We start from the raw sequence: 18306 nt of genomic DNA, 5'->3' as shown, positions 1-18306 counted from the left end.
CTCCCCTACTCCCCCACTCCCTCTCGTATATCCCACATGAACCTGCTCTATGCCGTCTTCGCCTTCCTTCTGGCGCTCGTCTTTGGCTTTGTCGGCATCACCCGCGTCGGCTCCTGGCTGATCGAGCGTCGCAACCCGGCAGTCGGCGAATTCGTCGACATCGACGGCGCGCGCATCCACTACGTCCACGTTCCTGGCCCCGCCAAGGCCGACCTGCCGCCTGTTGTCTTCATCCACGGCGCCAGCGCCAATCTCAGGGATCAGATGCTGCCGCTCAGGCCGCAGCTCGAAGGGCGCGCCGAATTGCTGTTCTTCGACCGGCCGGGATTCGGCTGGTCAGGACGCGGGCCCGGCAACAACGAGGATCCCCGGTCGCAGGCCGGCACCGTCGCCGCGCTGATGGACCATCTCGGCATGAAGCAGGCCATTATCGTCGGCCATTCCTTCGGTGGCGCGGTGACGACCGCCTTCGGCCGCGAGCATGCCGACAAGACACTCGGGCTGGTATTCCTGGCACCCGCGACCCATCCGTGGCCTGGCGGCGCAACCGCCTGGTACTACGACCTGACCACCATTCCGGTGATCGGTCGGCTGTTCTCCGAAACGCTGAGCTATCCGGCAGGAATGCTGCGGATCGCCGCCGCCACGACCTGCGTCTTCTCGCCCAACAAAGTGCCGGAGAATTATGTCGCCAAAGCCTCGATCCCGCTGGTGCTGAGGCCGTCGGCCTTCCGCGCAAATGCCAGCGATGTCGCCGGCCTCTACCGTTATGCGCTTGGAGCCGCGCCGCGCTACGCCGAGATAAAGGCGCCGACAGTGATCATCTCGGGCGATCGCGACAAGGTCGTCTACGCCCATATCCACTCGGTCGGCCTGGAGCGCGACATTGCCGGCGCCGAACTCGTCTGGGTGCGCAATCTCGGCCACAAGCCGGACTGGATCGCGTCTGATCTGGTCGTTGGAGCCATCGAGAAGGTCGCCGGCAGGAGCGTGGATCTGGAGGCGATGGCAAGGGCGGTGGAAGCGCGGGTCGCCGGCGATGCCTATGCCGCCGGCAAATGCGCCGACCTCAAGGAACCCGAAGCGGAGTTGGCGCCGACCTGATGTGCCTCTTCCGAAAGCGGTCGTCGAAAAACGGTATTGGGGCCAGAGCGGCATGTACATCCTGAAACACGGCATAAAGAAAAATCCCGAAAAATTCTGGGCGCTGCCGGACCGCATCTTCTTCGGTTACGGCGCCTGCCCCATCCTTGCGGGCACTTTTCTCAGCTATCCTCCCCTGGAGGGATTCTACGGCGAGCGGATCGTTCCAAGCGGAAACTATCCTGGAAACCATGTCTATGTGACCAACGGCGTGATCGCGTTCGACTACCATGGCTATTCCAGCCGCGAACGGCTTCTGGAACACCACAAACGAGGATGGGCTTCACGCAGCGCCGACTGGCACTGCACGCTGGAAAAGGTTGATTTCGATCTGCTCGACACTGCCGAACTCAATCGGCGAAAGATGCGGGGGCCGGATCAGTATCTGCAAGATCCCATAGCCCGCGCGCGTCGCTTCCTTCAGCGCATAGACCACGCCGAAGCGGCAGCAAGAGCTCTCAATATCGCGACGCGTTGAGGTCCTCGGCGCTTAGCGGGTGCCCAAGTCCGATCCGACATAGGCGATGCGCAGCATATTGGTCGAACCCGGCGTCCTTAGCGGCACGCCGGCGGTGATGATGACGCGGTCGCCGGGCTTGCCGAATTCCTCTTCAAGCGCGATGCGGCAGGCGCGATCGACCATGTCGTCGAGATCGGTGGCATCGGGGGAGACGACGCAGTGCGTGCCCCACAGCAGCGATAGCCGCCGCGCCGTGTTGACGATCGGCGACAGGGCCACGATCGGCACCTGCGGGCGCTCGCGCGCGGCGCGCAGGCCCGTAGTGCCGGAGGCCGTGTAGGTGATGATCGCCGACAGTTTCAACGTCTCGGCGATTTCGCGGGCCGCCAGCGAGATCGCATCGGCGCCGGTTGCTTCAGGCTCGGAGCGCTGGGCGTTGATGATGCCGGCATAGGTCGGATCGGTTTCCACCTTGGTGGCGATGCGGTTCATCATCGCCACCGCTTCCACCGGATAGGCGCCCGCGGCCGATTCGGCCGAAAGCATGATGGCGTCGGCGCCTTCGAAGACGGCAATCGAAACGTCGGAGACTTCCGCGCGGGTCGGTACGGGCGCGGTGATCATCGATTCCAGCATCTGCGTGGCGACTACCACCGGCTTGCCGGCGCGGCGCGCGGCGCGCGTGATCTGCTTCTGGATGCCGGGCACGGCTTCCAGCGGCATCTCGACGCCGAGATCGCCGCGCGCGACCATCAGCGCGTCCGACAGTTCAATGATTTCGGCCAGACGGGCAACCGCCTGCGGCTTCTCGATCTTGGCCATGATCAGTGCCCGGCCGCGCGCGATCTTGCGCGCTTCGGCCAGGTCCTCCGGCCGCTGCACGAAGGACAGCGCTATCCAGTCGACGCCGGTGGCGAGCACCGCGTCGAGATCCCTACGGTCCTTCTCGGTCAGCGCGCCGACCGGCAGGTCGGTATCGGGCAGGCTGACGCCCTTTCTGTCGGAAATCGTCGTGCCGGCGACGACGGTGCAGACGATCGCCTTGCCATTGGCCTTGACCGCTTTCAGCTCCAGCTTCCCGTCGTCGATCAGCAGCCGGTGGCCGGCTTCGACCGAACTCAGGATTTCGGGATGCGGCAGATAGACCCTGGCCGCGGTGCCGGGCTCGGGATTGTCGTCGAGCGTGAAGGTCTGGCCGACGGTCAGCACCTCCTTGCCGTTGGCGAACTTGCCGACGCGCAGCTTGGGCCCTTGCAGGTCGGCAAGGATGCCGATCGGCCTGCCGACTGTCTCCTCGACGGCGCGGATGCGTCCGACCAGCATGCGCATCAACTCGTGATCCGTATGGCTCATGTTGATGCGGAACACATCGGCGCCCGCTTCGAACAGCTTCTTCAGCATTTCCTCGGAAGAGGAGGCCGGACCGATGGTGGCTAGGATCTTGACCTTGCGGCTGCGTCTCATTGACTGTTTGTTCCCGGGGCGGCTGGTGCGCCTCCCGTTGCGGGGTCGTCGGTCAGCTGGACCATCCAGCTTGCCTGCTCGCCCGTGTCGTATTCCTGGAATCCGGCGCGCTGGAAGCCCCGGGCGACGCAATCGGTGACGCCGGCGATCTTGAACTCTTTTTCAGCCACGCACATGTTGATCGGGCCGTCCCAGCGTCCGCCGCGTTCGGCGTCTTCTGCATAAAGATAGTAAAACCTTGATGACAGCGGCCCTTCGATCAGCGTCTTGCAGCTCGATCCTTCGATGTGCCACCAGCCCTCCGTGATCCAGCCGGCCTTGGCACGATAGCCGATGCCTACGCCGACCAGGTTTTGCGTCGCGTTGCAGACGCGGAAATCAGCGCGTGCGGGCGAGGCCGCAAACATCGCGGACAGGCCCACGGCGAGCGTCAGGAGCGGCATGGCGAAGGCGAAGCGCACGCGCCGCCCGCCGGCGGAACTCATCCTGAAACCCCTCAAGAACCACATCAGCATCTCTCTGCGCCCCTTTTCGGAAAAGTCCGGGCGCATGTCAACGCGCCGTTTTGTCCAATTCCAATCGATTTAAGAAGGCTCCCGGCGTGCGATCCGTCGCCCCTTGCCAGATTTCAGCGGAAACCTTGGCCAAACAACGGCATTGCGCCCGCGTCGTCTTCGTGGAAAGACGATAGCATCCTCCCCGGAAGCCAGCGAACAGACCATTTCCCGCCAATGACCCGATCCACAGTTTTCGCGCCTTTCGATGTCGTCGAGGGCGATCGCAAGCGGGGCGTGGTGCTGCTTGCCGACCATGCCCGACGCGACCTGCCTGAAGACTATGGCAGCCTTGGCCTGCCGGCGGCCGCGTTCGACCGCCACATCGCCTATGACATCGGCGTCGAGGCGGTGACGCGCGAACTCGCTGCCTTGCTCGACGTGCCAGCGGTGCTCGCCAATTTTTCCCGGCTGCTGATCGATCCCAATCGCGGCGAGGATGATCCGACGCTGATCCGTCAGCTCTATGACGGCACCGTCGTGACGGGCAACTATCCCCTCGCCCCGGAAGAGCGCGAAAGGCGGCTTGATCGCTTCTATCGACCCTATCACGACGCCGTCGGCGCCATGATCGCCTCGGTCGCGCAGGCTTCCGGCAAGGCACCGTTTATCTTCTCCGTGCATTCCTTCACGCCGGTCATGCAGGGCAGGCAGCGGCCGTGGCATGTCGGCGTACTGTGGGACCGCGACGACCGCGTGGCGCGGCCGCTGATCGACATGCTGGCCGCTGACAAAAACCTCGTTGTCGGCGACAACGAGCCCTATGACGGCGCGCTGCGGGGCGACACCATGTTCAGGCACGCCATCGTCAACGGCTATGCCCACGCGCTGATCGAAATCCGCCAGGACCTGATCGCGACCGGCGGGGATGCGCTTTCATGGGCTGAGCGTCTGGCGCCGATCGTTGACGCGATCGATCGCCGTCCCGATATACACCAAGTGAAGATGTTCGGCTCGCGCACCGGGCCGTTATGAGGAAGTTTCGATGACAGAACTCAGCGACGAACAGAAACGCGACTTCGAGGCCGCCGCCTTTCGCAGGCTGGTGGCGCATCTGCGTGAGCGCGGCGACGTGCAGAACATCGATTTGATGAACCTCGCCGGCTTCTGCCGCAACTGCCTGTCGAACTGGTATCGCGAGGCTGCGGAAGCCGAAGGCGTCGATCTGAGCAAGGACCAGTCGCGCGAGATCGTCTACGGCATGCCTTACGGGCAATGGCAGGCGCTGCACCAGACCGAAGCCTCCGACGCCAAGAAGGCCGAATTCGAAGCCAGGCGACCCAAAGACCACTAGGTGGTCTCTCACGTCCCCGATTACCTTAAGCGTTCGGTTTGGCCCAAATGCCTCCCGAGCGCAGCGCTTGACTGAAAATTGAATCGATCTAATTTGCCGTGCAAAGCCATTTTCTGACCGGATTCGCCTATGAACGCGTCGAATGCAATGCAGACCGCCATTCGCGGGCGATGGGCCGTGGCGGCCATCTTCCTCGCCAATGGCTTCCTGACCGGCAGCTGGGCGCCGCAGATCCCGGTGTTCCTGACCCGGCTCGACATTTCCAAGTTCACTCTGGGGCTTTTGATCCTGCTGTTCGGCGCCGGCGCTGTCACCGCCATGACCTGGTGCGGGCACCTGATCTCGAGACACGGCTCGCGCACCGTGCTGCGCTGGTTTGGCCTCTGCGGTAGCCTCGGCCTGCTGGTCGTAGCGCTGGCGCCCAACGTGCCGCTGGCTGCCGTCGCCATGTTCATCTTTGGCGGCTCCATCGGCGGCATGGATGTCGCCATGAACGCCAATGCGGTGGTGGTCGAGCGGCGGCTGTCGCGCGCGATCATGTCCTCCTCGCATGGCTTCTGGAGCCTCGGCGGTTTCGCCGGCGGTGCCCTTGGCGGCTTTGCCATCCAGAATTACGGCCACCTCGCCCATGCCGCGGTGGTGACGGTACTTGCCTTCGCGGCGATCGCGGCGGCGGTGCCCTATATCGTCGCCGAGGGCAGGTCGCAGGCTGCCGAGCATCATAAATTCACCTTGCCGGCAAACCCGCTGGTCTACTTCGTCGGCCTGATGGCGCTGCTGACGATGGTCTCCGAAGGCGCCGTGCTCGACTGGGCAGCGCTTTATCTCAGGCAGGAACTTGGCGCCGATCTCGCCATTGCCGGCCTCGCCTACGCCGCCTTTTCCGGCGTCATGGCGATCATGCGTTTCTTCGGCGATGGTGTGCGCAATCGTTTCGGTGCCGTGACGACGTTGCGTGGTTCGGCGATCGTCGCTGCCGCTGGCATGCTGATCGCAGGCCTGTCGCCCTCACCCTGGCTCGCCATCTCGGCCTTCGCGCTGTGCGGCTTCGGCATTGCCAATATGGTGCCGATCATCTTTTCGGCCGGCGGCAACCAGGAAGGCATGTCGTCGGGCACCGGCATGAGCGTGGTCACCACGATGGGCTATTCCGGCATCCTCGTGGCGCCCTCTGCGATCGGCTTTGTCGCCGAGCATTCCAGCTTCGGCCCGATCTTCATCGCCATGTCGGGCCTGCTGATCGTCGTCCTGCTGATGGCCGGATTGGCTCACCGCGCCGAATTCGCTCCCGACGCGGCGCCGGCCGAATAGCGTTTCAGTTCCTCGTGAAGGAAATCCGCCACGCGTCGGATGCGCACGCTGGTGCGCACGTCGCGATGCATGGCCAGCCACACCGGCAAGCTGGGCAGCGGCAGGCCCGGCAGCACCTTCTCCACCAGGGGGTCCCGCTCGGCCAGCGGCTCCTGGCCCAGGCCGATGCCGTTTCCCGCCCGCACCGCCTCCCAAAGCACGATCTGGTTGTCGGCCCGAAAGCGAAAACTGTTCCGGGTGACCGGTATGCCGAAATGCGTAAAGCCTCGGATCATCTCGTCGCTCCGATCGAAGCCGATAAGCGCGTGGTCGAGCAGGTCGGCCGGCTCGCGCGGGCGGCCGCACCGGTCGAGATAGGCTAGGGAAGCACAGGCGCAGAGCGCGATATCGCAGACCTTGCGCGCCACCAACTCGTTCTGTGCCGGCTTGACCATGCGGATGGCGATGTCGGCATCCCGGCGCAGCAGGTTCTCGACCTGGTTGGAAGCGACGATCTCGACCTCAATGCCGGGCTCCTCGATGCCGAGCCGCGCCATCATGTCCGGCAGCACATAGGCCGCCACCACCTCGCTGGCGGCGATGCGCACCGTGCCTTCGATCGCTTCGACCGAACCCAGCGCCAGGAGTGAAAAAGCGCTCGCCTGCTCGCTCACCGCCTTGCCGCGCTCGAACAGAGTGGCCCCGGCTTCAGTCATCGCGTAGCCGCTTCGCCCGCGCCTGAACAGGATGACGCCGAGCGCCTGTTCCAGTTCCGAGATGTGACGGCCAAGCGTCGGCTGACTTGCCGATAGCTTTCTCGCCGCGGCCGACAGGCTGCCGGTCTCAGCGACCGTGACGAAGCTCTTGATCAGGTTCCAGTCGATATCTGTCATTCAAAAATGCATATCAAAACTGCACGCATGGTCAATTTCAATTCATTGATGAGGAAATCATATTTGGCCTGCGGACACCGATACGCACTGCCACAGCCAATCAGGAGTACCCCAAATGACCAAGATTGCACTCACCGCTGCCCTCCTCATCGCCACCCACGCCGCTTTCGCAAGCAGCGACAAGTTCGGCTCGAACAATGCCAGCCAGAAGCCTGTCGCCAGCACCGACAAGACGATCACCACATCGATCGAGAAGTCGGATGCGATCGTCCGGAAGCCAGCCGTCCCGGGCAGCAACCGCGACCTCTTCGGCAACCGCTGAACAGACGTCGAGATATCCCCAAGGCGGCGGGCTTGTCCCGTCGCTTCAAAGCAAACAGGAGACGAAGAATGACCAAGATTGCAATCCTCGGCGCCAACGGCCGGCTCGGCCGCGTGGTCGCCAAGGCCTTCATCGATGCAGGCTATGATGTCCGCGCCATCACCCGCAGCGGCAAGGTGCCGGCTGAGCTTGCAGGCGCGACGGCCGTCGCCGGCGATGCGCTGGATCGCGAGTCTCTGATCCGCGCCACGCAGGGCGTCGATATCATCTTCAACGGCCTGAACCCGATCTATACCGACTGGGGCAAGTGCCTGCCGATGGCCGAGAATGTCATGGCCGCCTGCCGGGCCAACGGCACGCTGCATCTCTTCCCCGGCACCGTCTACAATTATGGCTCGCCGATGCCGGCGGTGATCACGGAAGACACGCCGTTCCATCCGACAACCGAGAAAGGGCGGATCCGCTGCGCCATGGAGGAACTGTTCCGCCGTGAAGCCGAGGCCGGTCGGGTGCGCACGATCATTCTGCGCGCCGGCGATTTCTTCGGCGGCACCGGCAACGGCTCCTGGTTCGACCTCGTCGTCGCCGTCAAGATGAGCAAGGGCATCTACACTGCGCCCGGCCCGGCCGATCTGGTGCATGAATGGGCCTATCTGCCTGATTTCGCAGTCGGTTTCGTCGCGCTGGCGCGCAATCTCGACAAGCTCGGCTTTTACGAGGCGCTGAATTTTCCGGGCCATGCCGTCACCGACATCGAGATCAAGATGGCGGCCGAAAGAGCGCTCGGACGCAAGCTTAAACTAAGCTTCATGCCCTGGTGGGTGCTGCGCGCCGGCAGCCCGTTCGTGGCGATGTGGCGCGAGATCGTCTCGATGTCCTACCTGCGCTTCGAGGCGCACCGGCTGGCCTCGGCGCGACTGAACGAGATCATCGGTGAAATCCCGCACACCCCTTTGGACCAGGCGGTGCATGAAGCCTTGCAGGATATCGGCGTCGCCGTCGCGCCGGCCTGGCACCAAGCAGCGTGATTGCCGAGCGTACCGAAAAGATGAGAACGGCGGTCTCGGCTGCAAATCTTTGCCGGTCAGATCCGGCCCATCAGAAGCAGGATAAGCACCACGACGAGGACGACGCCGACGATGCCCGACGGCCCATAGCCCCAGGAGCGCGAATGCGGCCATGCCGGCACCGCGCCGATCAGGACCAGGATCAGGATGATGATGAGAATCGTGCTGATCGTCATTTTAGAGCCCTCGCCGTCTGGTTGAATCCGAGGGAACAATGCAAAAGGCCGCCCGGTAGTTCCCGGGCGGCCTTTTGGTCGGGCTTGCGAAACCGCTCTATTCCGCGGCCTTCGGGAAGGCGATTGCCGGCTCGGCGTTGCCATCGGCCGTTGGTTCCTGCGGCGGTATCTCTCCCTTGCCGCGTCGCAGCAGCCGGCTGAACCACCCTCGCCGCGCGCCGGGCTTGACCTTGGCGCGGGTGAACACCATCAGCATCGACGGCGTCACCACCAGCGTCAGCACGGTGGCGAAGGACAGGCCGAACACAATCGCCGAGGACAGCGAAATCCACCACTGCGTCGAAGGCGCATTGATCGTCGTCTCATGATGGAAGATCTCGAGGCCGAGGCCGAAGGCGATCGGCAACACGCCGAGGATGGCCGAAACCGCCGTCAGCACCACAGGGCGGGCACGCTCGCGGCAGGTCTGCAGCACCGCTTCCATCTTGTCCCAGCCCTCCTCGCGCAGCCGGTCATAGGTGTCGATCAGCACGATGTTGTTGTTGACCACCACACCGGCCAGCGCGATGACGCCGATGCCCGACATGACGATGCCGAACGCCTCGCCTGTCAGAAGCAGGCCCAGGAACACGCCGATCGTCGCCATGACCACGCAGGACAGCACCAGCCAGACGCTGGTGAACTTGTTGAACTGCGCCAGCAGCACCAGGAAGATCAGGAAGATCGCCGCGCCGAAAGCCTTGCTGAGAAAGGCGCTCGCTTCCGCGCTGTCCTCGTTGGAGCCGGCGAGCTTCCAGCGTATGCCGCTGCCGAGATCCATGTCCGAGACCGCCTTGGTCACCTGCTCCTGTACTGCGGCGACCTGCGCTCCGGCGGCGACGTTGGCCTGCACCACCACGGTGCGCGCGCCGTCGATGCGGTTGAGGATGCCGACCGTCGGCTCGGGTTTGCGCACGACGAAGTTCGAGATCGGCACCGACCCTTGCGAGGTCTGCACCCTGAGTTCGTCGAGCGTTGACAGCGTGCGCCGGTCTTCCGGAAGGCGCAGCCGGATGTCGACGGCATCGTCGGCGCCCGCCGGCCGGTATTCCGACAGCTTCAAGCCGTTGGTCACCAGTTGCACCACTGTGCCGACCGAGGTCGGGCTGATGCCATATTGGGCGGCCTTGGCGCGGTCGACCTCGAGCGCCCAGTCGACGCCGGGCGGCGGCAGGCCGTCCGAAATGTCGATGACGTTGGGCACCTTGGCGATCCGCGCCGCCACCGCGCGCGCCTTGTCGTCGAGCCCCTTGGGATCGGCGGCCGAAAGCCTGATCTGGATCGGCTTGCCGGTCGGCGGGCCTGCCTCCGGCACGCGCACCTCGACATCGACGCCGGGAATGCCGGCCATGACGCCGCGAAGATCGCTGAGGATCTGGTTGGCGGATTTGCGCTCGCGCCAGTCGACGAATTCGTACTGGATCACGCCGACGACGTCCTCGGGAATGTCCTGGCCGCCGCCCTGGGTCTTGCCGACACGGGTATAGACCGATTTCACGCCCGGCCAGCCGAGCAGCCTGTTCTCCGCCGTCCTGGTGGCGGCATCCATCTCGGCCAGCGAAAGATTGCCGCGCGCATGCACGTAGAGCAGGCCGTAGTCCGGCTCGACGCTGGGGAAGAACTCGACGCCGGCGCCGTATTTCGAATAGGCGTAGCCGACGCCGAACAGCAGCGCCACGGTGAGCACCAGGACGGTGATCGGGAAGCGCACCGCCTGCTTGACGATGGCCATGTACCAGCCGTCGCGATTGTCGTCCTCGTGATGCTTCGGCGCCTTGGCGAAGATCGCGCCCAACGTCGGCGCGAACACCAGCGCATAGAGCATCGAGGCCGACAGCGTGACGATCAGCGTGATCGGCATGTATTTCATGAAGTCGCCGATGATGCCGGGCCAGAACAGGAGCGGCGAGAAAGCGGCGATGCGCGTCATCGTCGCCGCGATGACCGGGCCGGCCATGCGCTTGGCGGCGAGCGCGAAGGCATCCGCCTTCGGCATGCCTTCGCTCATGCGCCGCTCGGCGAACTCGGTGACGATGATGGCGTCGTCGACCAGCATGCCGACCGCCAGGATGAGGCTGAACAGCACGATCATGTTGATCGTGTAGCCCATCATGGCAAGCAACAATATGCCGATCAGGAAGGACGATGGAATGGCCAGCCCGATGAGCAGCGAGGCGCGGCCCGACAGCGCGTAGAGTATGACGATGAACACCAGGATCACGGCGATCATGACGTGGTTCTGAAGGTCACCCAAGAGCTGGTTGACGAAGACCGACTTGTCCTGCGTGTAGGTGACATGCATGCCCTCGGGCATCGTCTTGATGAAGGTGTCCGACACCTCCCTGACATGGTTCAGCGTGTCGATCAGGTTGGCGCCGATGCGCTTCTTCACCTCGATGGCGATGGCTGGCTTGCCGTCGAGGCGAGTGACCGTCTCGGCGTCCTTGAAGGTCGAGCGTATGGTGGCGATGTCCTTGGCCTGCACCACGGCGTTGGGTGTAGCGACGACCGGCAGGTTGGCGACGTCCTCGGGCGTCTCGATCAGCGACGGTACCTTGACCGCGTATTTGCCTTCCGAGCCTTCGAGATTGCCGGCCGCGACCAGACTGTTGGAGGCGCCGACGCCTTGCATCACCTGGTCGAGCTGCAGCCCGTAGGAGGACAGCTTCACCGGATCGATAACCACTTCGACCAGATCGTCGCGCGCGCCCTGCAGCGAGCCTTCCAGCACGCCCGGCACCTCTTCGATGCGATCGCGCAGTTCGCGCGCGGCCGCCGTCAGCACGCGCTCCGGCACGTCGCCCGACAGAGTGACGACGAGGACCGGAAACTCGGAGACGTTGACCTCGTTGACCGTCGGCTCCTCGGCCGCCTGCGGCAGGTCGGCCTTGGCGTCCTGCACCTTGCTGCGCGTGTCCTGGAGCGCCGTGGCCAGATTGGTCTGCGGCTGGAACTCGACCAGCACGTAGCCGCCGCCCTGGAAGGCGGCCGAGCGCATCTCCTTGAGGCCCTTCAGGCTCTTCAGCTTGCTTTCCATCGGCCGCAACAGAAGGCGTTCCGAATCCTCCGGCGAAATGCCCTGGTAGATCAGGCTGATATACATCATCGGGATCGGAACGTCGGGTTCCGCTTCCTTGGGCGTCGACTGATAGGCGACCCAGCCCGCCGCCAGCAGGAACAGCAGGGCGGATATTGTGAGGCGGGCGTTGTGGATTGCGAGTCTGACGATATCCATGACTTGATGCCTGCTGTTTCTTGGGAGCGGCGAACTGGCGGGTAGCGCCTGAGGTTACGGCGCCGAGCCTTGCGCTACTGCGTACCGGCGGTGGCTTCGCCGATCAGCTTGTTGATGGTCGCCTGGTCGGCCTCGACGGGCTTGACGATGTCACCTTCCTTCACCAGTTCCTGGCCGGCGACAATGATGCGCGCATCTTTCGGAATTCCGCCGAGCACGAGGCCGTTCGGCGTGTCGTCCACCAGGTCGATCGGGTAGAACGCCACCTTGTCGTCGCCGCCGACGGCGCGGATGCCGAGATCGCCCTTGTCGCCAAGCGTCACCACCGAACGCGGCAGCAGAACCGCGTCGGTCGGTTCGGCGCTGAGCGTGATCTCGGCCGTCATGCCGGCGGGGATGCTGCCATCCGCATTGGGGATCGCCACTTCGACACGGAAGGTGCGGGTCTGGGAGGAAGCGTCGCGGCTGATATACCGCACGGTGCCGGTGACCTTCTGGTCGTTGACCAGGCGCACATTGGCCTCTTCGCCGATCTTGATATAGCGCAGGTCGCGTTCGCTGATTTCGCCGCGCGCGATCACTGGATCGAGCTTGAGGATGGTCGCCACCTCACCGCCTTGCATGACCGAGCTGCCGAGTTCCACCGGCACCCTGTCGATGACGCCGTCGAACGGCGCCTTGACCTCGTTGCGGTCGAGTTCGGCCTGCGCGGTCTCCAGCATCGATTGCGCCGAGGTCAAATTCGAGCGCGCCGTATCGAGCTGCAGCTTCGGCAGATTGCCGGTCTTGGCCAGCCGTTCGGCGGCGTCGAGCTCGGCCTTGCGTTGCGCCAGCAATTGCTTGGCGTTGTCGACATTCGAGATTTTCTCTTCGGCCGCCAGCATCAGCACCAGGTCACCCGTCTTGACGTGCTGGCCTTGGCTGACCGGCAGTTTGTCGATGATGCCGGCGACGCGCGTTGCCAGCACCGCGCGCTTGTCGGCCTCGGTCAGCCCCGAAATGCGGATAGCGCGCGCATAGGTCTTGCGCGGCGGCGTCACCACCGCGACGGTGCGCGGCGCGGCCTTCGGCTCGGCTTGCGCCGTGTTCGGCTTGCCGGCCTCCGGCGTCTTGGCCTTGTCAGCCTCTGCCGCCTTCTGGGCGTCGGCGGCGGCACTGCCAACGGACGAAAACTCGCCCGTCGCCATCCAGGCGGCGAACCCGATGAGCACAACAATGGCAGCAAGCTTGTGAAACCTGATTTTCGGCATCGTCGTTTTTCCACTGCGGGGTTTGGCCGGGACTGCGTCCTCCTCGAGGAGCGCGTCGCCGATATGGGTGCGCGCCAGGCCGTGTTCAAATTGCCGTGATCGGCGAAGCGCGCTTCTACATCAAGTTTGCAACGCAATATAGTCGGAAAGTTGCAGCAGCATTGCGAAGCCGGGCAGAGTGTGACCGCCACGAAACGTTTTTTGCACAGATGCGGAGGGGCTTTGGCGCGGCTCGCCAGCGGCCCATGATCGGCCGTTGGGGACCCGGCGCCGCAGGGCCGCTTTCGCTCTCGCAGGCACGACGCCGGCGCGGAGCGATCGCCACCCCGGCGCGGATGTCGACCATGCTGATGGCCTCGGCCTGACGGATGATTCCGGCACGCGGCATTTCAGGTAATGCATTGGAATTGCTTAAAGAACGGATCGCCCAACTCAGGTCCGGATTGCCCTTCCTTGACCAAGACAGATGTTCCGAAAGCGGGGGCGGGTCGCCTCGATGCGTCTGCTCCATGGCGTTCCGCCGTCTGGACTTGAGACGTGACATAGCCTCGAACAAACCGCCTGCTGGTGCTGTTCGTGACAGTATTCCTCGCCCGCCAGTCACCGTTCCGGATGCGGCCGAGGGATGGCAGCGAACAGCGGCGCCCGCACGACACTGGCAGCAGGCGTCAGCATGATGATGCGCGCTTCACACGCGATGGTTGTTGCTGGCGCCGGAAGGAACTTGCTGGCGCCGCGAGGCGGGTCACACCCGTGTGACGGATGCGGGCTCAGGCCCGGCGGCGCTCCGCTTCGGGGTTCTTGCGCGCCGCCAGAAATTCCTTCACCCGTCGGCCAGGCGCCGGACCCCGCACCGGCTTGAAGCCGTCGTCGAGTTCGCCGGAGAGGTCGAGCGTCGGCCGCTTGCCCACGGCATCATAGTTCTCCTCCAGCCAGTCGCTGGCGGCGGTACGGCCAAGATCGCGCAGATAGGCCAGGAATGCCCATTCGGCATTGACCTTGGAAGATGCCGACAGGTCCTTGAAAGCCTCGTCGGCGTCGATGCGGTGCATGCGGATGTCCCGGTACTCGCCCCGCGGCAGGCGGCCGGCGGCGATCAGTTCCTTGACAAAGGCGATCGAGCGGAATTCGCGCAGCAGCCCGGCATTGAAGGTGATCTCGTCAATGCGGTTCTGGATCTCGTTGGCGCTTTTGGGCGTTCCCTCGCGCACGACCGGATTGATCTGCACCAAAAGCACATCCTCGGTGGCAGCCGTCTTGAAGAACGGATAGAGCGCCGGATTGCCGCCATAACCACCGTCCCAATAGGGCTCGCCCTTGATCTCGACGGCACGGAACAGTTGCGGCAGGCAGGCCGAGGCCATCACTGTGTCGAGGTCGATCTCGCCATCGGAAAACACCCGCAACTGCCCTGTCTCGACATTGGTGGCGGAGATGAACAGTTCCATCGACTTGCAGGCGCGTACATTGTCGAAATCGATCTCCTGCGCGACCACGTCGCGCAAGGGATTGAGGCCGAGCGGGTTGGCGACATAGGGAGAGAACACGCGCGACATGGTGTCGAAGAAGACATAACCCGGCGTGTTCTCGATCGACCAATTGCCCCAGGCGACGTCCCACGGCATGCGCTGCACCGGGCTGAACCGGCCCTTCGCCGCCACCGCACGCCAGAAGTCGTCGAGCTTCTTGCGGGCGCCTTCGACGCCACCGCGAACGAAGCCGTCGGCCAGCGCCACCGCGTTCATCGCGCCCGCGCTTGTGCCGGACACCGCTGCGATCTCCAGCCGGCCATCCTCCAGAAGCCGGTCGAGCACGCCCCAGGAAAAAGCCCCGTGCGAACCGCCGCCCTGAAGCGCGATGTTGATCTTCTTCACTTCCTCCGCCTTGCCGTTCTTTGTCATGGCGTTCCTGCCCATCCCAGTGCCTGACTTATTGCGCGCCCGGGAATCGGGACGTCAGCGTCACGGCAGACCTATGTTGCAGTGCAGCATATAAGGACACACCAAGGCAAGGACACGAGCACGGTCGCGTGATCGCATGAAATTTCGATCATGCGGAAACGCCCTCCGCCTTGTGGCGGAGGGCGCCGTGTATCTTCCAAACAGATTTGATGCTCAGGCGACGAGGTGCGGCATCGGTCCGACATAGCGCGACTGCGGCCGGATCAGCCGCCCCGTCGTCTGCTGCTCGCGGGCATGCGCAACCCAGCCGGCGACGCGCCCGGCGGCAAAGACATTGCTGAAGGCCTCCGGCGGAAACCCCGCCGCTTCGAGCACGAGCGCGGTGTAGAACTCGACATTGGTCTGCAGCGAGCGCTGCGGCTTGGCGATGCGAAGCGCCTCGAGCGCAGCCTGCTCGACTTTCTCCGCGAAGGCCAGCCGGCGGCCGGTTTCGCCCTCGCCTCCGAGCTGGCGCACAACCGTCTTCAGCACATCGGCGCGCGGATCGCGCACGCGGTAGATGCGGTGGCCGAAGCCCATGATGCGTTCGCCACGCGCGATCTCGCCGCGTAGCCAGCCGGCGGCGTCGCCATGCGCCTGGATGGCGTCGAGCATCTCGATGACAGGGCCCGGCGCGCCGCCATGCAGCGGCCCCTTGAGCGCGCCGAGGCCAGCCAGCACCGACGATGTCAGCCCGGCCTGCGTCGAGGCGACGACGCGCGTGGCGAAGGTCGAAGCATTGAGACCGTGGTCGCAGACGGTCACCAGATAGGTGTCGAGCGCTTTTGCCAGGGCCGGCGTCGGCACGAAACCGTCGAGCATTCTCAGCATATCGGCAGCATGATCGGCCTTCCCATCCGGCGCGACCGGCTGCTCGCCGCGCTGCGGCCGCAAGAGGGCCGGCGTCAGCACGGCGGGCGCCGCGATCAGCCGAAGCGCGTCCGCCAGCGTCTCGCCGTCCGGCAGCAACGCCATGCCAGCGCGCATGGCACTGTAGACATCTAGCGGTGCCAGCAAAGGCAGCGAAGGCAAGAGCCGGTCGAACACCTCGACGCGCGCCTGGCCCAGTCTCGCGGCCAGCTCCGCGTCTCCGGGAAGGTCGTCGAAGAACCCGTCCAGCAGCAGGCGGGTGACCTGCGAATAGGTCCATCGTCCGGCCAGTTCCGGCAGGGAGTGACCGCGGATCGTCAGGCGACCGCCCAGGCCATCCACGTCCGAAAGAACGGTTTCGGCCGCCACCACATCGTCAAGCCCATTCGCCATGGCTGTCTCCTTGAAGCTTTTGCAGATGGGAGATAAGGGTGGGAGAGACGAGCATCAATCTTGATCAATAGAATCAATATTAGAGATCACGATGTCCGAATGGCTGTCACGGGAAGAGGCGCTGGAAAGACTTCGGGTGCGGCCGCAGACGCTCTACGCCTATGTCAGTCGCGGACGCATCGGCATGCGCCCGGACAGCGCGGATCCACGCCGCAGCCAATATCGCGCCGACGATATCGCGGCCCTGGCGACGCGAAGAGCGCGCGGACGCAGCCCGTCGGCCATCGCCGAAAGCGCCATCGCCTGGGGCGAACCGTCGATCGTCACCTCGATCTCGACCGTTTCGCACGGCCACCTCGTCTATCGGGGCCGCGACGCCGTCGCGCTGTCCGAACATGCCACGCTCGAAGAGACCGCCGCCTTGCTGTGGGCCCTGCCTGAGCCGGTGAGTTTCGAGGCCCCGGCCTCGGATACATCCCAACAACTCGGCCGAGCCCCAGCCTTCATGCAACTTGCCATGCTCGCCGGCCAGGGGCGGCCTTCACTTGGACGCGGCGCCACCTCGCTGTGCGCCGACGCCGCGCGCGCGATCGGCGTGCTGGCAGGCGCTCTTGGCGCCTCGGCGGGATCCGATCCGGTGCACATGCGACTGGCGCGAGGCTGGTCGGTGGATGAAGGCGGTGCGCAGGCGATCCGGCGCGCCCTTGTGCTGCTCGCCGACCACGAACTCAACGCATCGACCTTCGCCGCGCGCGTCGCGGCCTCGACCGGAGCCTCGCCCGCCGCCAGCCTGCTGGCGGGCCTGGCAACCCTGTCCGGCCCGCGGCACGGTGGCGCCAGCGAAGCGGTGATGCAGCTGGCGGAGGATGCGGCGCGGCACAACGCCGATGCGGCGATCCGGCGCTGGCTCGGCCATGATCGACCACTGCCGGGGTTCGGCCATCCGCTCTATCCTGAGGGTGACCCCCGCGCCACGGCACTTTTGGCGGCCATCGACAACACCGACGAAACATTGCGATCGCTGGAAATCGCCGCCATCGCCGCGACCGGCGCCCGCCCGAACGTCGACTTTGCCCTGGCCGATCTGACGCGCAGCCTCGGCCTGCCGCGCGATGCGCCGTTCCAGCTGTTCGCGCTTGGACGCAGCGTTGGCTGGGCCGCCCACATGGTCGAACAGGCAATGAGCGGCGGCAGCATCAGGCCGCGCGGTCGCTATGAGGGATTATTGCCGTAGGATCGGAAGAAAAGCGCTGCGCGCTCACGACATGGTGTCGAGCTTGCGCTGCATGGCCGCGATCTGGTCCTTCAGCTGCTGCAGATCGTCGGGTTTTTCCGGCGTTTCCTTCCTGGCCGGTTCGGCGGGGGCCGCCGCAGGTGCCGAGCCTGCCGGCGGGAAAGGCGTGAACAGCCGCATGGCATTCTGGAACATTTCCATGTTGCGGCGCGTCTGCTCCTCCAGCGCCTTGATCGGCGTGGCCATCTTCATCATGTCGAGCGGTGACTTGCCGATGGCCCCCTTCATCTGCTCGCGGAAGCGTTCCTGTTCCTTGGAGAAGGCGATCATCGACTGTTCGAGGAAGCTCGGCACGATCATCTGCATCTGGTCGCCGTAGAAGGCGATCAACTGGCGCAGGAACGGGATCGGCAGCATGTTCTGCCCGTCCTTATTCTCCAATTCGAAGATGATCTGGGTCAGAACCGGATGCGTGATGTCGTCGCCGGTCTTGGCGTCCTGCACCGTGAACTCTTCGCCCTTCTTGACCATTTCGGCAAGGTCCTCGAGCGTCACATAGGTGCTGGTGCCGGTGTTGTAGAGCCGGCGATTGGCATATTTCTTGATGACGATCGGATCGTCTTTCGCAGCCATCTGCATCCTCCCCGGACACCGGCGCGCCTGAGTAAGCCGCCGGTAACGA

At 64.6% G+C, this 18306-nt stretch carries 17 protein-coding genes; 8 read left to right on the top strand and 9 right to left on the bottom strand.

Annotated features, from left to right (window positions below):
* The first annotated feature begins 36 nt into the window (after window positions 1–36).
* Window positions 37–1104, top strand: coding sequence for an alpha/beta fold hydrolase (locus LB551_RS24040; protein WP_224625275.1), 1068 nt, complete (start codon window positions 37–39; stop codon window positions 1102–1104).
* 52 nt (window positions 1105–1156) lie between these two features.
* Entirely contained in the window at window positions 1157–1621 is a 465-nt protein-coding gene (locus LB551_RS24035; protein WP_224625268.1) for a hypothetical protein, read from the top strand.
* A 12-nt stretch (window positions 1622–1633) separates the two neighbouring features.
* Here LB551_RS24035 and pyk read toward each other — a convergent pair whose 3' ends face one another.
* Both pyk and LB551_RS24025 read right to left on the bottom strand, forming a co-directional pair.
* The gene (gene pyk, locus LB551_RS24030; protein WP_224625267.1) at window positions 1634–3067 is read right to left on the bottom strand and encodes a pyruvate kinase; all 1434 of its coding nucleotides are present in this window, start codon (window positions 3065–3067) and stop codon (window positions 1634–1636) included.
* Window positions 3064–3528 (bottom strand): DUF1036 domain-containing protein, encoded by a 465-nt coding sequence (locus LB551_RS24025; protein WP_411910486.1) that lies wholly within the window; start codon window positions 3526–3528, stop codon window positions 3064–3066. Before LB551_RS24025 ends, pyk begins: the two co-directional genes overlap by 4 nt.
* A gap of 270 nt (window positions 3529–3798) precedes the next feature.
* On the opposite strand from LB551_RS24025, the gene LB551_RS24020 reads away from it, so the two are divergent.
* The 3 genes from LB551_RS24020 to LB551_RS24010 all read left to right on the top strand — a co-directional run bounded on the left by LB551_RS24020 (window position 3799) and on the right by LB551_RS24010 (window position 6226).
* A complete protein-coding gene (locus tag LB551_RS24020; RefSeq protein WP_224625266.1) occupies window positions 3799–4596 on the top strand; it encodes an N-formylglutamate amidohydrolase in 798 nt (265 codons plus the stop codon).
* Window positions 4597–4606: 10 nt separating this feature from the next.
* A complete protein-coding gene (locus LB551_RS24015; RefSeq protein ID WP_224660626.1) occupies window positions 4607–4915 on the top strand; it encodes a DUF1244 domain-containing protein in 309 nt (102 codons plus the stop codon).
* A 129-nt stretch (window positions 4916–5044) separates the two neighbouring features.
* Window positions 5045–6226, top strand: a complete 1182-nt coding sequence (locus tag LB551_RS24010; RefSeq protein ID WP_224660625.1) for an MFS transporter — start codon at window positions 5045–5047, stop codon at window positions 6224–6226.
* Here LB551_RS24010 and LB551_RS24005 read toward each other — a convergent pair.
* Window positions 6184–7098, bottom strand: coding sequence for a LysR family transcriptional regulator (locus tag LB551_RS24005; protein WP_224660624.1), 915 nt, complete (start codon window positions 7096–7098; stop codon window positions 6184–6186). The two genes, LB551_RS24010 and LB551_RS24005, sit on opposite strands and share 43 nt — an antisense overlap.
* Window positions 7099–7213: 115 nt before the next feature.
* Between LB551_RS24005 and LB551_RS24000 the strand changes: the two genes are divergently transcribed.
* Both LB551_RS24000 and LB551_RS23995 read left to right on the top strand, forming a co-directional pair.
* The gene (locus LB551_RS24000; protein WP_224660623.1) at window positions 7214–7420 is read left to right on the top strand and encodes a DUF680 domain-containing protein; all 207 of its coding nucleotides are present in this window, start codon (window positions 7214–7216) and stop codon (window positions 7418–7420) included.
* 68 nt (window positions 7421–7488) lie between these two features.
* Entirely contained in the window at window positions 7489–8448 is a 960-nt protein-coding gene (locus tag LB551_RS23995; protein ID WP_224660622.1) for an SDR family oxidoreductase, read from the top strand.
* A 56-nt stretch (window positions 8449–8504) separates the two neighbouring features.
* Here LB551_RS23995 and LB551_RS23990 read toward each other — a convergent pair whose 3' ends face one another.
* The 5 genes from LB551_RS23990 to LB551_RS23970 form a co-directional block, all read right to left on the bottom strand.
* On the bottom strand, window positions 8505–8663 hold the full coding sequence (locus LB551_RS23990; protein WP_224660621.1) for a DUF3309 family protein: 159 nt from the start codon (window positions 8661–8663) through the stop codon (window positions 8505–8507).
* Between the two features lie 97 nt (window positions 8664–8760).
* Window positions 8761–11937 (bottom strand): efflux RND transporter permease subunit, encoded by a 3177-nt coding sequence (locus LB551_RS23985; protein ID WP_224625262.1) that lies wholly within the window; start codon window positions 11935–11937, stop codon window positions 8761–8763.
* A gap of 74 nt (window positions 11938–12011) precedes the next feature.
* Complete coding sequence (locus LB551_RS23980; protein WP_224660620.1) at window positions 12012–13187, bottom strand: efflux RND transporter periplasmic adaptor subunit; 1176 nt, start codon at window positions 13185–13187, stop codon at window positions 12012–12014.
* Between the two features lie 770 nt (window positions 13188–13957).
* On the bottom strand, window positions 13958–15088 hold the full coding sequence (locus LB551_RS23975) for a patatin-like phospholipase family protein (protein WP_140550883.1): 1131 nt from the start codon (window positions 15086–15088) through the stop codon (window positions 13958–13960).
* A 213-nt stretch (window positions 15089–15301) separates the two neighbouring features.
* Window positions 15302–16390: a citrate synthase/methylcitrate synthase gene (locus LB551_RS23970; RefSeq protein ID WP_224660619.1), complete on the bottom strand. Its 1089-nt coding sequence runs from the start codon at window positions 16388–16390 to the stop codon at window positions 15302–15304.
* Window positions 16391–16481: 91 nt separating this feature from the next.
* On the opposite strand from LB551_RS23970, the gene LB551_RS23965 reads away from it, so the two are divergent.
* Window positions 16482–17624 carry a citrate synthase gene (locus LB551_RS23965; RefSeq protein ID WP_224660618.1) on the top strand — a complete coding sequence of 381 codons (1143 nt, stop codon included), beginning with the start codon at window positions 16482–16484 and terminating at the stop codon, window positions 17622–17624.
* Between the two features lie 24 nt (window positions 17625–17648).
* Here the strand turns inward: LB551_RS23965 and phaR are convergent, their stop codons facing one another.
* The gene (gene phaR, locus LB551_RS23960; RefSeq protein WP_140493348.1) at window positions 17649–18257 is read right to left on the bottom strand and encodes a polyhydroxyalkanoate synthesis repressor PhaR; all 609 of its coding nucleotides are present in this window, start codon (window positions 18255–18257) and stop codon (window positions 17649–17651) included.
* Window positions 18258–18306 lie beyond the last annotated feature (49 nt).

It is taken from the genome of Mesorhizobium sp. BR1-1-2 (assembly GCF_020165435.1).
GTDB lineage: Bacteria > Pseudomonadota > Alphaproteobacteria > Rhizobiales > Rhizobiaceae > Mesorhizobium.
This window is presented reverse-complemented; position numbering and strand designations above follow the sequence as displayed.

Coding starts and splice junctions, on each gene's coding strand:
- LB551_RS24040 (WP_224625275.1), top strand. CDS start 37: ATGAACCTGCTCTATGCCGTCTTCGCCTTCCTTCTGGCGCTCGTCTTT.
- LB551_RS24035 (WP_224625268.1), top strand. CDS start 1,157: ATGTACATCCTGAAACACGGCATAAAGAAAAATCCCGAAAAATTCTGG.
- pyk (WP_224625267.1), bottom strand. CDS start 3,067: ATGAGACGCAGCCGCAAGGTCAAGATCCTAGCCACCATCGGTCCGGCC.
- LB551_RS24020 (WP_224625266.1), top strand. CDS start 3,799: ATGACCCGATCCACAGTTTTCGCGCCTTTCGATGTCGTCGAGGGCGAT.
- LB551_RS24015 (WP_224660626.1), top strand. CDS start 4,607: ATGACAGAACTCAGCGACGAACAGAAACGCGACTTCGAGGCCGCCGCC.
- LB551_RS24010 (WP_224660625.1), top strand. CDS start 5,045: ATGAACGCGTCGAATGCAATGCAGACCGCCATTCGCGGGCGATGGGCC.
- LB551_RS24005 (WP_224660624.1), bottom strand. CDS start 7,098: ATGACAGATATCGACTGGAACCTGATCAAGAGCTTCGTCACGGTCGCT.
- LB551_RS24000 (WP_224660623.1), top strand. CDS start 7,214: ATGACCAAGATTGCACTCACCGCTGCCCTCCTCATCGCCACCCACGCC.
- LB551_RS23995 (WP_224660622.1), top strand. CDS start 7,489: ATGACCAAGATTGCAATCCTCGGCGCCAACGGCCGGCTCGGCCGCGTG.
- LB551_RS23990 (WP_224660621.1), bottom strand. CDS start 8,663: ATGACGATCAGCACGATTCTCATCATCATCCTGATCCTGGTCCTGATC.
- LB551_RS23985 (WP_224625262.1), bottom strand. CDS start 11,937: ATGGATATCGTCAGACTCGCAATCCACAACGCCCGCCTCACAATATCC.
- LB551_RS23980 (WP_224660620.1), bottom strand. CDS start 13,187: ATGCCGAAAATCAGGTTTCACAAGCTTGCTGCCATTGTTGTGCTCATC.
- LB551_RS23975 (WP_140550883.1), bottom strand. CDS start 15,088: ATGACAAAGAACGGCAAGGCGGAGGAAGTGAAGAAGATCAACATCGCG.
- LB551_RS23970 (WP_224660619.1), bottom strand. CDS start 16,390: ATGGCGAATGGGCTTGACGATGTGGTGGCGGCCGAAACCGTTCTTTCG.
- LB551_RS23965 (WP_224660618.1), top strand. CDS start 16,482: ATGTCCGAATGGCTGTCACGGGAAGAGGCGCTGGAAAGACTTCGGGTG.
- phaR (WP_140493348.1), bottom strand. CDS start 18,257: ATGGCTGCGAAAGACGATCCGATCGTCATCAAGAAATATGCCAATCGC.